Here is a 13,526-nt window from a genome sequence, read left to right as displayed (position 1 = left end):
CCGTTATGTCAGGGTACATCCTTCGCGGCGTCGCGTTTCCGTTCCCGGGTGGGCGCTTTCCCGAGCGGCTCGGCGCCGTCGTTCAGCGCACCGTTCTCACCGGTGAGGAGCCGGCCCGCGTCGTGATCCACGACGAGGAGAACGACTGGCTGGTCGGCGACGGGGTCAACGATCCGGATCTGCCCGGCGCCAGCGTGATCGCCTGCATCGCCACCATCGCCGACACCGATCCGGGCCTCGCCGAGCTGGCCACCCTGCCGGTGGGCCGGATCGCCCGCCGGGACGAGGCCGGCAAGCCGTGGACCGTCGATCCGCACACCTGGCCCGACGATCTCTGAGAACCGGTTCGCCCCCGGGCGGCTCCTCATCCGGCCGACCGGGGTGCCGACCGTGCTGGGCGTGGAACTCGCCGCGTACACCTCCGCCTGGTACGTCCGCCATCCGGACGGCGCCCTGAGCGCGAAGCGATCGGACGCCCCCGCCCCCGCACCGGCCGAGCCGGCGGAATCCGTCGCGGGCAGGGCCGCCGCGGCTGCGGCCCCCGAGCGGGCCGGCGGCAGGAAGGTGCTGGTCGCAGGGCCGGAATAGTCTTCGCATTCCTCCCCGGATTCCGCTCCAGGGACCGATCATGGGGTGGAGGGGGTGCGCCATGCGCTGGTACGTCGTCGCGGTGATGGTGCTCGCCACGGCCTCCGGCTGCAGCAGTGCGGACGAGACGACCGTCGAGCAGAAGGATCGGGGCACCATCGGGATCGCCATGCCGACCACCAAGTCGATCCGCTGGGTCGGGGACGGCAAGAACATCGCCCAGCAGTTCCAGGTGCTCGGCTACAAGACCGACCTGCAGTACGCCGAGGATGACATCGACAAACAGATCAGCCAGATCAAGGCGATGCTCGCCGCCGGGGAGAAGGCCCTGGTGGTCGGTGCGATCGACGGCACCGCGCTGAAGGACGTGCTGGCCGCCGCGGCGACCGCGAAGGTTCCGGTGATCTCCTACGACCGGCTGATCCGGGACACCCCGAACATCACCTACTACGCCACCTTCGACAACTTCCGGGTCGGCATCCTGCAGGGGACGACGATCGTGAAGGCACTCCACCTGGCGGGTTCGGGCGGCAGCCACACCATCGAGCTGTTCGCCGGGTCGGCGGACGACAACAACGCCACGTTCTTCTTCAACGGGGCGATGAGCGTGCTCCAGCCGTACCTAAAGTCCGGCCGGCTGCGGGTGGTCTCCGGTGAGACCTCGTTCCAGCAGGTCGCGACCCAGCGCTGGGACAACGCGGTGGCCAAGAAGCGGATGCAGCGGCTGCTCGCCGGCCCGCTGCGCGGCACCCGGGTGGACGCGGTGCTCGCCCCGAACGACGGCCTGGCCCGGGGCATCCTCGAAGCCGTCCAGGAGGCCGGGTACGCCAAACCACCGGTGGTCACGGGGCAGGACGCGGAACTCGACTCGGTCAAACTGATCGCCGCCGGCAAACAGACCGAGACCGTCTACAAGGACACCCGGGAGTTGGCCAAGGTGGCCGTGCAGATGACCAACTCGCTGCTGCTGGGCGGAGTGCCCGTGGTCAACGACGAGAAACAGTACGACAACGGTGTCAAGGTGGTCCCGACGTTCCTGCTGCAGCCGGTGAACGTGGACCGCTCCAACTACAAGCGGGTGCTGGTCGACGGCGGGTACTACACCGCCGACCAGCTGGCGGGGTGAGCTCGATGATCCAGCGCTTCCTCGACCTGTCGGTCCGGACCAAATTGACCATCCTGGTCGCCGCCAGCATCCTGGCCCTGGCCGTCTGCCTGGTGGTGACCACGATCAACGGTCGTACCGCCGACAGCACCGCCCGCGACCTGGAGAACCTGAACACGGCCAGCGCGATGGTGCTGCAGCTCGACCGGGAGGCCAGCGAGCTGCGCGCCAACGGCATCCAGTCGATCGTCCGCAGCGACCCGGCCAAGCAGAGCGAGCTGCTGAAGGCCCGGATCTCCGAGGTCGACGACCTGCTGACCAGGCTGCAGGCGATCGACCTGCCCAGCGGGCTGGACGCGGCGGTCGGCCGGATCAAGGCGGTCACCGACGACTACACCATCACGCTGAAGCGCTTCGTCGACGCGGCCGCCGTCGACCAGGCCGGCGCCCGGCTCGCCTGGGAGCAGGTCGACGTCGACAACTACCTGATCAGCGCGGTGCTGGCGAACGAGCGGGCGCTGTTCCTGGACACCGTGGCCCGGGCCAACCAGAACGCCGCGCAGAGCCGGGCCACCGCCAACCACATCCTGTGGCTGGCCGTCGCGATCGCCGCGATCCTGGTCTGCGTGCTGGCCCGGCTGGTCGTCCTGTCGATCACCCGGCCGCTGCAGCGGGTCCGCGGCGCGCTGCAGGCGATGGCCGACGGCGACCTGACCGTCGCCGCCGAGGTCCGCGGCCAGGACGAGGTCGGCCAGATGGCCCGCGCCCTGGACGAGGCGCAGGCCAACACCCGGCGGGTGGTGTCCTCGGTGGCCGGCTCGGCGCAGGCCGTCGCGGCCGCCGCCGAGCAGCTCACCGCGACCGCGAGCACCATGTCCCGGTCCGCCGACCAGGCCGCCTCGCAGGCACAGACCGCGTCGCAGGCCGCCGAGGGCGTCAACGACAACGTCAGCAGCGTCGCGCAGGGCACCCACCAGATGGGCGACTCGATCCGGGACATCGCGCACAACGCGACCGAGGCCGCCCGGGTGGCCGAGCAGGCGGTGGCGGTCGCCGACGCGACCACCACCCAGGTCGGCAAGCTGGGCGAGTCGTCCCGCGAGATCGCCGAGGTGATCAAAGTGATCACCAGCATCGCCGAGCAGACCAACCTGCTCGCGCTGAACGCCACCATCGAGGCGGCCCGGGCCGGCGAACTCGGCAAGGGTTTCGCCGTGGTCGCCGGCGAGGTGAAGGAACTCGCCCAGGAGACCGCCCGGGCCACCGACGACATCTCCCGCCGGGTCCAGGCCATCCAGGCCGACACGGCCGGAGCGGTCACCGCGATCGGCGAGATCACCTCGGTCATCGCCAGCATCAACGACTACCAGGCCACGATCGCCGCGGCGGTCGCCCAGCAGACCGCCACCACCGAGCAGATGAGCCACAACGTGGCCCTGGCCGCTTCCGGTGCCGGCGACATCGCCGCCAACATCACCGGCCTGGCGACCGCCACCCAGGTCAGCACCGAGGGCATCGCGCAGTCCCAGCAGGCGGTGACCGAGCTCAGCCAGATGGCCAACAACCTGCAGACCCTGGTCAGCCACTTCCGCTACTGACGCCTCACCCGTGGATCATCAGCCAGGCGCCGACGGTGAAGAAGTCGGCGTCGGTGAGGCCGCGGTTGCCGTCCACCCGGTGCAGCAGGGCCCGGCCCGGATGGTGCGCGGCCACCCAGCGGCGATCGTTGTCGGTCAGCTCGTCGTCGATCCAGACGAAGCTGCGGCCGGCCGCCCAGGTCACCAGGAACGCCGTCTTCCAGTGCAGGCCGGGCAGCGGCGCCTCGTCCGGCCAGTCGACGACCGGGAGCGGGGGCAGGCCGAGCCGCGGGGCGACCACCTCGTTCGCCTCGTCCATCCAGGTGGTGGCCCAGACCAGGTCGGCCGGGAGTTTCCGCAGCCGCCGCCCGTCCTCCGGGTCGATCCGGTGCAGCAGCGGATTGCCGCCGTCCGGAGCCGGTGGGGCGGCGCCGACGGTCCGGGCGCGGAACGGGATCAGCGGCCCGTCCACGTCGAGAAACACCAGCGGTCGGCCCAGCACCGCCGCACCCTACCTGGCCGCTGCGGTTCGCGGTCAATGATCGGCGGTACGCCGGTGCCGGACCCGTCTCGTCCCGTCGCCGCGCCGCGCGCCGGGTCCGGCGCCCGCCGGTGCGGTCAGGGGCGGACCAGGGTGAGCAGGCGCTGGCCCCACCAGACGGCGACCGCGATGCCGATGCCGACGCCGAAGACGCCGACCGCGCGGGGATCCGCGATGAAGAAGCCGAAGACGCCGAGGACGACCGCGGTGATGCCGCGCAGCACCGTGATCCGGAACAGCAGCAGCGCGACGCCGACGCCGATCAGCGCGCCGCCGGTGCGGGTGGCGGCCGTACCCCACAGTGCGGCCGCGGGCGGGAAGCCGGCCCGGACCGTCAGCGCGTACAGCAGGCTGCCGATGCTCAGGATGATGGTCGCGACCAGCGGGGATTCGACGATCACCGGCGGGATCAACCGCCGCCGGACGATCACTGCGACGGCCGCGGCCAGCAGGGCGGCGGGCAGCACCGGCAGCAAAGACCACTGCAGCGGCTCGCCGAACGGCGCCACCAGGTAGAGGCCGGCCGCCACCGCGTACAGTGCGGCGACGGTCACCCCGAACGCGTCCGCGGTGAGCAGCCCGGCGGAGATCTGCCCGGCGGCGTCCCAGCGCCCGCGCAGTCCGGCGTCGCGGGCCAGCGCCGCGCCGATCCACGGGCCGGCGGCCAGGCACAGCATCAGCGCGAGCACCCCGGCGATGGCCAGCTCACCCCAGCTCGAGGCGGTCCGCCCCCGGGCGGTGAACACGAAATGGCTGAACAGCGCCACCGAAGCCGCCCCGGGCAGGATCAGGCCCAGCACCCGGAGCACGGTCAGCCGGGGGACCTCGGGGGCCGGTTCGCCGGCCGGCGCCGCGGCGCCCTCGGCTTCGGCGACACCGAGCACCACCGCCGCCCCGGGCAGGGCGGCGACCCGGACCGGCCGGCCCAGCTCGCGTTCCAGCACCCGCGGCAGGGCGGGCATCGCGGCGGCGGCACCCACCGCGTACACCTCCGCGATGTCGTTCCTGCCCAGCTCGGCGGCGCGCAACGCCTCCGCGGCCAGCTCGGGGAGACGCCGCAGGACCGGTTCGGCGGCCCGTTCCACCAGGGTCGTGCTGAGCACGACGGCCGCTCCGGGCGCGGGCAGCGGCACGGTCACGGCCGGCTGCTGCGAGACAGCCTCCTTGCCGGTACGCAACACCGCCACCGTGGCGGCCGCCCCGTCCCGCAACACCGCTGCCACATCCACCGCACTCCCCCAGCCCGCACCGGCCGGCGGCTCGGCGCCGGGCGGGCCCGCGCCCGCCGCGCCTTCGCGGTCGGCGGCGGGTGAGCCGGCACCGGCCGCGGGCCGGGCTTCCGCAGCGACGGCGGGCCCGGTGGCGACGGTGGCCGCATCGGCGGCTCGGCCGGTGGTGTCCGGGTCGGGGACCCGGCGGGTCGTGTCCAGGTCGGGGACCCGGCGGGTCGTGTCCAGGTCGGGGACCCGGCGGGTCGTGTCCAGGTCGGGGACCCGGCGGGTCGTGGTGGATCCGACCGGGGTCGTGGCGGGCGACGGGCGGGTGGGTGCGGCGGTGGCTTCGCGGTGCAGGAGCATGCTGACGAGGCGGTCGTCGATGGCGCGGCCACCGGCGTCGACGCCGGTCACCGTGGACATCACCTCGGCGCCGGACAGGTCGGCGCGCAGCACGCTGACCTCGGCGGTCGCGCCGACATCGCAGACCAGCACGAACCGGCTGGGGGCGGTCGTGGCGGCATACGTCGTACCGCCGCCGGACGGCCGGGACGACGGCGGTCCGGCGGCGGACGGCGGATCCAGAACGGGGATCGGCCGTGCGGTGCAGCGGGTGGCGACCAGCGCCGCGACCGGCGCCTCGACGAGCTGCGGACGGTTGAGCCCGGCCTGGTGGGCGGCCTGCCGCAGCCAGGTGCGGCGGGCCGGGTCCCAGCCGGCGGGAACGCTCATCCGGACGTCGGCGGGCAGCACGCCGGCCATCCGCACCGCCTCGGCCGCGATCAGGCGCAGGGTGGCGGCGACGAGGCCGGCGATCTCCACGTTGCGGCCGCGGACCCGGACCGTCCCGACCCCGGCGGCCAGCGGCGACTCCACGAAACCGGCCGGGTCGTCGGCGGCGAGCCGCCAGGCCGCGGCGCCCGCGGTGAGGGCGCCGTCCGCACCGACGTGGACCGCGCTGGACGGCTCCGCGGTGCCCTCGACGAGCAGCGGCTGCCAGGGGCGGTCGGGCCAGGCCAGCACCGCGCGGGTGCACGCGGAACCGTAGTCGATCGCCAGTCGCGGCGCGCTCTGCATGCGACCCAGTCAAACAGAAGATCACCAATGCGTCACTGTCCGGTTCAGACGGTGCGACGAGGGGCCGGCCCGGGGAAGCCCGGCTGGAAGCCGGGCGCGGGCTCGCCGGGCTCCGCCCACCACCGGCCGCCGCTGATCTCGACGCCGGGCACGCCGGCGAGCAGCGCCGCCGGGTCCACCAGCGAGGAGAGGGCCTGCGGCAGGTCGGTGCGCATCTCCGCCTCCGCCTCGGCGAGGGTGTCGGCCTCGGCGGACCAGTCGATGTCGGCCTCGCGCAGCCGGCGGACGGCCACCTCGGTCATCGCGGCCGGGTCGTCGACGACGACCTTCACCCGGCAGTACACCTGCATCACGATCGGCTCGCGTTCGGTCACGCCGGCAGCCTGACACGCCCGGTGCGCACCCGGCCATCGGTTTCCGGACTCGACCCGTCCCGCGGGCCACCGGCAGCGGCGGGGCACCGGCCACGACGGGGCGACGACGGAGCGGCCCGGCCGCCGGCTGATCAGTACTTCAGATACTGCCGGGTCAGCTTGGCGACCTTCTCCACCAGGGCCTGACCGGCCGGCTGGGACCGGTTGTTGTGCGAGAGGACGGCCACCGACACGTCCACCCGGCCCCCGGTGACCCGGCCGATCGTGTTGATCGCCCACAGGCCGCCGTCGGCCGAGCGGGTGTCCCAGCCGTTCTTGACGGTGGTCGTCTCGCCGCTGCGCGCGATCGACGGCACTCCCCAGGTCTGCCCCTTGCTGACGGTGTTCATCAGCTTGAACGCGGTCTTGCGGGAATCCGCGTCCAGCGGACCCTTCACGTCGACGAACTTGGCGAGCAGCTTGACCTGGTCGTTGGCGGTGGTCCGGGTGAAACCCCAGGACGAGGCGACCTCGGTCGCGGTCAGGCCGAGACGCTTGTTGCATCTGCCGACCGCCGCCTTGCCGCCGATCCGGCCGAACAGCGAGGTGGTCGCATTGTTGTCGCTGAACTGGATCATCGGCTTGGCCAGGGCCATCTCGGCCGAACTCGGATCGCGCCCGGCGTCCTGGTCCTTGAGCAGCATGCAGGCGAGAATCTGCGCCTTGACGATGCTGGCCGTGTCATAGTGCTCGTCGCCCCGGAAGGCGAAGGACTCACCGGTCGTCTTGTCCAGCACGGCGACCGAGAACTCCGGCGAGGCCGCGGAAAGCTTCGTCAGCGCGGCGGTCAGCGCCTTGGCCTGCTGCGCCCGCGCGGCCCGGGCCAGCTCCTCGGGGCTCGGGCCGGTCGGCGACGGGGATGCGCCCTTGGTCGAGGTGTCCGACCCGTCCAGGCTCAGGGCGCTGGACACGACTCCACCGCCGGACCCGCCGTCGAGGCCCGCGTAGATCAGGCCGCCACCGCCGAGGACCACGACCGTCGCGACAGCCAGGATGCCAACTCGGTAACGCTGCACCCGTGCATACTGCCCCGTCCGGAGCCTCGCGACAAATCGCCACACTCTAGGCGGTCAACTGAACACGGTGAGTGATCATCATCCGCCTCTACCAGGGCATACGTCATCCTATTAGGATCCGTCCGGTGACGATCGACAAGCTCGACACCGGGGTGCCGCACCCGGCCCGCCGCTACAACTACTGGCTGGGCGGCAAGGACAACTTCGCCGCCGACCGGGAGTCCGGCGACCTGCTGGCCCGGTCCTACCCCGCGGCCCGGATCGCCGCCCGCGCCAACCGCGCCTTCCTGCGCCGCGCCGTCGGCCACCTGGCCGGCGAGGCCGGCATCCGCCAGTTCCTGGACATCGGCACCGGCCTGCCCACCGCCGACAACACCCACCAGGTCGCCCAGCGGGTCGCCCCGGACAGCCGGATCGTCTACGTCGACAACGACCCGATGGTCATGGTCCACGCCCGAGCCCTGCTCACCAGCACCCCCGAAGGCCGCACCCGCTACCTGGAGCAGGACCTGCGCCGGCCCGAGGAGATCCTGGCCGCCCTCGACATCCTCGACCTGACCCGGCCGGTCGCGCTGATCCTGGTCGCCGTCATCCACTTCCTCCCCGACCACGCCCGCGCCACCGAGATCGTCCACACCCTCGTCGACGCCCTCCCGGCCGGCAGCTACCTGACGATGACCAGCGCCACCACCGACTTCCTCACCCCGGAACTGAAGGCGAACTGGGACGAGTCGCTGCGCACCGGCCGCTCCGACGTCCACCCGCGCACCCGCGCCGCGTTCGAGGACTATTTCGCCGGCCTCGACCCGATCGCGCCCGGCATCACGGCGATCGGCGACTGGCGCCCCGACCCCGCCGACCCGGAACACCCCACCCCGGTCGACGCCTCCCTCTTCGGCGCCGTCGCCCGGAAGCCCTGACCGTGCCCGCGCCCCACTCCGAACCCACGGAGCCTCCCCCGGGCAGAGCCCCGGGCACCGGTTTCCCGCCTGCCGCGCATCCGGTTCCGGACAGCCGACCGCCGCGGCCGACTCACGGCTCATCCCTCCCGGAGATCCGCCCACCCGGCGCGCGGCCCGCTCCGGGCTCATCCTTGCCGGAGACCCACCCACCCGGCCCGCGGCCCACCTCCGGGGTGCCCCTTCCGGAGTGGGAGCGCTTGCGGCTTCTCCGCGCCGAGGCGGAATATGCATCAGTCCGGAAAAATCCGCTTATCGCGTACGTGCTGTGGTGCGTCTGTGGCATCTTCGGCGGTCACCGCTTCTACCTCGGAGACACCGCCCGCTCGATCGTCATGCTGTTCACCCTCGGCGGCGTGGGCGTGTGGACACTGCTCGACGTCTTCTTCATCGCCCGCCGGGTCCGCACCGTCAACCAGGAACGCCGCGCCGCCATCCTCGCCCGTTACGGCATCCTCGACGCCCCCTGACCGCCGCTCCGCTCGCCGCAGGGCCGCACCGCCGCGCCCTACCGCTCCCGTCTCACCTCGCCGCGCGGGTGGGAACGGCACCTGTCCGTGAGACTTTCTCGGTAAAGGGCGGAGCCCCGCCATGCGGGCCCGGCACGCTCAACGGGAGCGGGTCAGGTGGCGCAGGGAACGGCACCGGTCACGCCCGGGACGACCGTCGCCAGGCCGCCGATCATGGCGAGAACGGACATGAAGGTCAGGAGCGAAGGACCGGTCGAGCCCGCCTCCGCCGCCAGAACATGGGTGAGCCCCATTGCGCGGGAACCCACCAAGTCGACAACCGGCGGCCACAGCGGACCCGGCGGTGTGCGAGCATCTTCTGGCCTGGGGTTTTGGGAGGGGACATGCGGACCGTGACGCGACGGGTGACGCTGTGGCGAGCGGACCTGGAGGGGTTGGTCTGCCCGGTCGCGGAGGAGATCGCCGAGGCGCTGATCGGCCGGGATCCGGTGATGGTGGTGCTGGAGCACCGGGTCAAGGGGATCACCGCGGTCCGTGAGGTGTTCGAGACCGCCGTGGAGCGCGAGCCCACCTGGCGGTTCAGCGGCATCGGATGGCCGGCCGACGTCCAGACCGGGACGGTCGTGACCGTCACCTGGCAGGCCGGGCGGGACGCGGTGGTGGTGCGGACCCGGGTGCTCGACGACCCGATGCGGATCGACGGCGTCAACTACTACCACGAATACGACCCGCTGGTGGTGACCCGGGATTTCGATCCCCGGCCGTCGAACCGCGGGCAGGTGCTCAAGGTGATCCGCGGGCTGGGCCGGGTGTTCGAGGACGGCAGCGCGGTGTTCCCGGAGGACTCGCTGGCCGGGCAGGCCGGGCTGGGCCGCGGGCAGAAGGGCACGTTCCTGCTGAAAAACGCGGTGGACCAGCTGATCCGGGAGGGTTACGTGACCCGGGTGACCGGCAGCACCGACGCGGACGGGCTGGCCTGCTACCCCGCGGTCGACGGACAGGACCCGGTGGACCTGCTGTTCTACGCCCCGCTGGTGGAGCCCGCGCCGCATCCGCACGAGGACGACGACGAGGACGACGAGCACCACGACCGGCGCGAGCACTGGGTGAAGGGGTTCATCCGGAAACTTCCGCCCGGGGCGCAGCCGTCCGAGAGGCAGATGGCCGCCTACCAGTGGGCGGTGGAGAACGAACTGATCGACGAGGACGCGATGGGGCCCGGTTACACGTACGTCAAGAAGCACCACCGGAACGGCTGATCTCGCGCAGCGCGCCGAGCACGGCCCGGACCGATGCCCGGTGCAGCGTCTCCGGGCGGGTCAGCACGTCGATGTGCCGCCCGGCGGGCAGGTCGGCGAGCGGCCGCAGCACCACCCGCGGATCCGGCACGGTGGTGAGCGCCGGCATGATCGCCAGCCCGGCACCGGCCGCGACCATCGCCGCCGTGACGGTGAACTCGTTGACCCGGTGCACGATGTCGAGGGGTCGCCCGGCCGCCGCGGCGATCGCGGTGAGCACCCCGCCGACCGGGAACCCCTCGTGCACGCTGATCCACGGCTGGCCGGCGACGTCGGCCGCGGTCAGCCGCTGCCTGTCGGCCAGTGGGGAGCCGACCGGCATCGCCACATGGATCGGCTCGTAGATCAGCGGCAGCACGGTCACCCGGTCGGCCGGCCACGGCGGGCTGTGCGCCACCCGGTGCGCGATCACCAGGTCGTAGTCGCCGGCCAGACCGGGGAAGTCGGCGCGGGCCACGTCCTCGTCGGCGCAGCGGACCTGCGGGGCCCGCCGGATCAGCTCCGGGAACCAGGTCAGCGCGGCGCTGTGGAAGGCCGCGACGGTGACCGGGGACAGCGGGTCGTCGAGGTGGGCGCCGACCGCCCGGTCGGCCCGGTCCAGCGCGGTCAGCACGTCGACCGCGGCCGCGGCCAGGGCCCGCCCGGCCGCGGTGAGCACCAGCCGCCGCCCGGCCCGCTCGGTCAGCGGCACCCGCGCCGAGCGCTGCAGCGTGTTCAGCTGCTGGGACACCGCGGACGGCGTGATGTGCAGCGCACGGGCCACGGCGGCGACACTGCCCCGGTCCCTGAGCTCACGCAACAGTCGCAGGTGGTGCGGATCCACAAGGCTCCACTACATCGTCGATTCAGAGGTTGCCCTCTTGTCTACCGGATCGCCGCCGCCGACGCTCACCGTGTGTCGACTTCTCGCGTGGGCGATCTTCTCCTGCTGGCCGTCGCCGTGGTCTGGGGCAGCAGCTACCTGACGGCGAAGACCCTGGTCGCGGCGGGCGGCGTGCTGGTGCTGCTGGCGCTGCGCTTCCTGATCTCGGCGGTGGCGCTGCTGCCGGCCCTGGCGGTGCGCCGGTCCCGCGGCCGTTTCGACCGCCGGGAGCTCCTGGTCGGCGTCGGGCTCGGCGTCACCCAGACGTCGGTGCTGATCCTGGAAACCTTCGGGTTGTCGATGACCAGCGCCACCAACGCCGGCGTGTTGATCAGCCTGACCATCCTGATGACCCCGATCCTGGAGGGCTTCACCCGGCGGCGATGGCTGCCGCCGGCATTCTTCGGGGGCGCGGCCGCTGCCACGCTCGGCGTGGTCTTCCTGGTCGCCGGACCAGGCCTGCGTACGCCGTCAGCAGGCGACGCCCTGATGCTGGCCGCCGCCGTGGTCCGCGCCGCGCACGTGACCCTGTCGGCCCACCTGACCCGGGGCCGGTCGCACGACACCGCGACGCTGGCCGCCCTGCAGACCCTGACCGGGGCGGTCGTGTGCTCGACCGTGGCCGCCCGGGCCCTGCCCGCGGCGGTCGCCGCCTACGGCCCGGCGCAGTGGGCGGCGGTCACCTACCTGGCGCTGGGCTGCAGCGTCTTCGCTTTCGTCGTGCAGCTGTGGGCGATCCGGCGCACCTCCGCCTCCCGCGCCAGTCTGCTGCTCGGCACCGAGCCGGTCTGGGCGGTGCTGTTCGGCGTCGCCCTGGCCGGCGACCGTCTCACGCCGGCCGCCCTGCTCGGCATCGCACTGGTGCTCGCCGGCACCTACTACGGCCAGCGGCTGGAGGGTCGCTCCCGCGCCGAACGCTCGCCCACGTACGCCCGGGGGAACGACATCGTCCGCCGAACGCCGCGACCCCGCGTCGGCGCCCGGTCGGTCAGGCGAAGTCGCGGTATTTGAGTTTGGCGCGACGGCCGTCCGGGTGATGCCAGACCAGGCCCTCGTACCGGGGATGGGCCAGAATCCACTCGCGGAGGCCGGCCAGGTCGCGGGGAACGTCGAAGCGTTCGGCGTCGGCGTGGGCGACGAGTTCGTGGCCGGGCACCCGCTCCGGGTTGCCGTTGATCTTCGGGCCGATCAGTTCGTACGTGCCGGGCCGCCAGGACGTGCCGCGGGCGACCGCCTCGAGGTGGCAGGCGGCGTAGGAGGACTGGGCGATCGGCTCCCAGCCGACGGTCCGGCCGGTGTTCTCGTCGGTCATCACCGGGCGGTAGCCGGGCGGCCGGGTGCGGGCCGGGCGGACCTCGCGCCGGGCCCACCAGGTGCCGTCCTCGTCGAGGAGCACGCAGGTCCCGTCGTATTTCCTGGTGGCGACGCCCTCGCCGGCCAGCACCCAGGCGCAGTCGGGGTGGGCTTCGGGCAGCACCCGTCTGCGGTCCTCGGGATCACGCTGGAACACCGTCGGAATCTTGCGCATGCCCGCATCCTCGCACCGCGGTCCAGCGATTAACGCCGGCGGTTCAGCGGAGCAGCTCGGGAACCTTGTCGAAGAGCTGGGTGGTGTACGTCATCATCTGGTGCAGCATCCAGTTGCCGGTGAACAGCAGCACCGCGCCGATCGCGACCGCCTTCGGGACGAACGACAGGGTGGCCTCCTGGATCTGGGTCACCGACTGGAACAGCGAGATGGCGAACCCGATCGCGAGCGCGGTCAGCAGGATCGGCGCGGACAACTTCGCCGCGATCGTCATGGCCTGCAGGCCCAGCTCCACCACCATCGTGTCGGTCATGTCCTTCCGTTCGGGCGGACGGTGCCCGGTTGGAGTGCAGACCGGTTGCGATTCGGTTGACCGGCACAGAATCCTTAAGTGATCGCCGCGTGGGTACGGTGGGGCGCATGACCTCTGCGATGGAGTTGCACGGTGATCCGCATGTGGCGCGTTATCTGGAGACCGACGGCGAGGACGGTTTCCACTGGCGTAACGGCACCGAGATCCTGATCCTGTTCACCAAGGGCCGTAAGTCGGGTGAGCAGCGCTCGCACGCCCTGATCTTCCGCGAGCACCGGGGCGCCTACCTGGTGGTGGCCTCCAAGGGGGGCGCCGCGGCCCCGCCGGCCTGGTTCGTGAACCTCGAGGCCGAGCCGCGGGTCGAGGTGCAGATCCGCGGTGACCGGTTCCCGGCACGGGCCCGGGTCGCCACGGCGCAGGAGAAGCCGGAGATGTGGGCGAAGATGGCCGAGGTCTGGCCGGATTACGACGAGTATCAGAAGAAGACCGACCGGGAGATTCCGGTGGTGGTGCTGGAACGCGTCTGAGAAAACGTTTACCCGGCATGCCCCAGGGAAGCCCGAGG

16 protein-coding genes are annotated in these 13,526 nt (G+C 72.4%); 9 read left to right on the top strand and 7 right to left on the bottom strand.

The features are described from left to right. The first annotated feature begins 5 nt into the window (after positions 1 to 5). From ACSP50_RS14975 to ACSP50_RS14960, 4 genes are all read left to right on the top strand, one after another. Positions 6 to 338: a hypothetical protein gene (locus ACSP50_RS14975; RefSeq protein ID WP_014690057.1), complete on the top strand. Its 333-nt coding sequence runs from the start codon at positions 6 to 8 to the stop codon at positions 336 to 338. A 52-nt stretch (positions 339 to 390) separates the two neighbouring features. Continuing rightward, positions 391 to 588, top strand: a complete 198-nt coding sequence (locus ACSP50_RS14970) for a hypothetical protein (RefSeq protein WP_155123504.1) — start codon at positions 391 to 393, stop codon at positions 586 to 588. Positions 589 to 649: 61 nt separating this feature from the next. Then, the gene (chvE, locus tag ACSP50_RS14965; protein WP_014690055.1) at positions 650 to 1,714 is read left to right on the top strand and encodes a multiple monosaccharide ABC transporter substrate-binding protein; all 1,065 of its coding nucleotides are present in this window, start codon (positions 650 to 652) and stop codon (positions 1,712 to 1,714) included. A gap of 5 nt (positions 1,715 to 1,719) precedes the next feature. Next, on the top strand, positions 1,720 to 3,291 hold the full coding sequence (locus tag ACSP50_RS14960) for a methyl-accepting chemotaxis protein (RefSeq protein WP_014690054.1): 1,572 nt from the start codon (positions 1,720 to 1,722) through the stop codon (positions 3,289 to 3,291). Positions 3,292 to 3,295: 4 nt separating this feature from the next. Here the strand turns inward: ACSP50_RS14960 and ACSP50_RS14955 are convergent, their stop codons facing one another. The 4 genes from ACSP50_RS14955 to ACSP50_RS14940 form a co-directional block, all read right to left on the bottom strand. Next, complete coding sequence (locus ACSP50_RS14955; protein ID WP_014690053.1) at positions 3,296 to 3,772, bottom strand: HAD domain-containing protein; 477 nt, start codon at positions 3,770 to 3,772, stop codon at positions 3,296 to 3,298. A 116-nt stretch (positions 3,773 to 3,888) separates the two neighbouring features. Continuing rightward, on the bottom strand, positions 3,889 to 6,102 hold the full coding sequence (locus ACSP50_RS14950) for an Hsp70 family protein (protein WP_080127829.1): 2,214 nt from the start codon (positions 6,100 to 6,102) through the stop codon (positions 3,889 to 3,891). A 44-nt stretch (positions 6,103 to 6,146) separates the two neighbouring features. After that, the gene (locus ACSP50_RS14945) at positions 6,147 to 6,476 is read right to left on the bottom strand and encodes a hypothetical protein (RefSeq protein ID WP_014689557.1); all 330 of its coding nucleotides are present in this window, start codon (positions 6,474 to 6,476) and stop codon (positions 6,147 to 6,149) included. A gap of 131 nt (positions 6,477 to 6,607) precedes the next feature. Beyond that, the gene (locus ACSP50_RS14940) at positions 6,608 to 7,489 is read right to left on the bottom strand and encodes a serine hydrolase (RefSeq protein ID WP_014689558.1); all 882 of its coding nucleotides are present in this window, start codon (positions 7,487 to 7,489) and stop codon (positions 6,608 to 6,610) included. Positions 7,490 to 7,656: 167 nt separating this feature from the next. Between ACSP50_RS14940 and ACSP50_RS14935 the strand changes: the two genes are divergently transcribed. The 3 genes from ACSP50_RS14935 to ACSP50_RS14925 all read left to right on the top strand — a co-directional run bounded on the left by ACSP50_RS14935 (position 7,657) and on the right by ACSP50_RS14925 (position 10,219). Then, the gene (locus ACSP50_RS14935) at positions 7,657 to 8,451 is read left to right on the top strand and encodes an SAM-dependent methyltransferase (protein ID WP_014689559.1); all 795 of its coding nucleotides are present in this window, start codon (positions 7,657 to 7,659) and stop codon (positions 8,449 to 8,451) included. Positions 8,452 to 8,753: 302 nt separating this feature from the next. Beyond that, on the top strand, positions 8,754 to 8,960 hold the full coding sequence (locus ACSP50_RS14930; RefSeq protein ID WP_231956937.1) for a TM2 domain-containing protein: 207 nt from the start codon (positions 8,754 to 8,756) through the stop codon (positions 8,958 to 8,960). Positions 8,961 to 9,343: 383 nt separating this feature from the next. After that, the gene (locus ACSP50_RS14925) at positions 9,344 to 10,219 is read left to right on the top strand and encodes a hypothetical protein (protein WP_014689562.1); all 876 of its coding nucleotides are present in this window, start codon (positions 9,344 to 9,346) and stop codon (positions 10,217 to 10,219) included. Here the strand turns inward: ACSP50_RS14925 and ACSP50_RS14920 are convergent. After that, complete coding sequence (locus tag ACSP50_RS14920; protein WP_014689563.1) at positions 10,194 to 11,081, bottom strand: LysR family transcriptional regulator; 888 nt, start codon at positions 11,079 to 11,081, stop codon at positions 10,194 to 10,196. The two genes, ACSP50_RS14925 and ACSP50_RS14920, sit on opposite strands and share 26 nt — an antisense overlap. 87 nt (positions 11,082 to 11,168) lie before the next feature. On the opposite strand from ACSP50_RS14920, the gene ACSP50_RS14915 reads away from it, so the two are divergent. Beyond that, positions 11,169 to 12,131 carry a DMT family transporter gene (locus ACSP50_RS14915; protein ID WP_014689564.1) on the top strand — a complete coding sequence of 321 codons (963 nt, stop codon included), beginning with the start codon at positions 11,169 to 11,171 and terminating at the stop codon, positions 12,129 to 12,131. Here the strand turns inward: ACSP50_RS14915 and ACSP50_RS14910 are convergent. Further along, complete coding sequence (locus ACSP50_RS14910; protein ID WP_014689565.1) at positions 12,109 to 12,648, bottom strand: hypothetical protein; 540 nt, start codon at positions 12,646 to 12,648, stop codon at positions 12,109 to 12,111. The two genes, ACSP50_RS14915 and ACSP50_RS14910, sit on opposite strands and share 23 nt — an antisense overlap. A gap of 43 nt (positions 12,649 to 12,691) precedes the next feature. Next, complete coding sequence (gene fliQ, locus ACSP50_RS14905) at positions 12,692 to 12,961, bottom strand: flagellar biosynthesis protein FliQ (RefSeq protein ID WP_014689566.1); 270 nt, start codon at positions 12,959 to 12,961, stop codon at positions 12,692 to 12,694. A gap of 107 nt (positions 12,962 to 13,068) precedes the next feature. Between fliQ and ACSP50_RS14900 the strand changes: the two genes are divergently transcribed. After that, a complete protein-coding gene (locus ACSP50_RS14900) occupies positions 13,069 to 13,488 on the top strand; it encodes a nitroreductase family deazaflavin-dependent oxidoreductase (protein ID WP_014689567.1) in 420 nt (139 codons plus the stop codon). Positions 13,489 to 13,526 lie beyond the last annotated feature (38 nt).

It is taken from the genome of Actinoplanes sp. SE50/110, assembly GCF_900119315.1.
GTDB lineage: Bacteria > Actinomycetota > Actinomycetes > Mycobacteriales > Micromonosporaceae > Actinoplanes.
The sequence above is the reverse complement of the archived record's forward strand: the minus strand, read 5'-3'. Positions and strand labels throughout refer to the sequence as shown.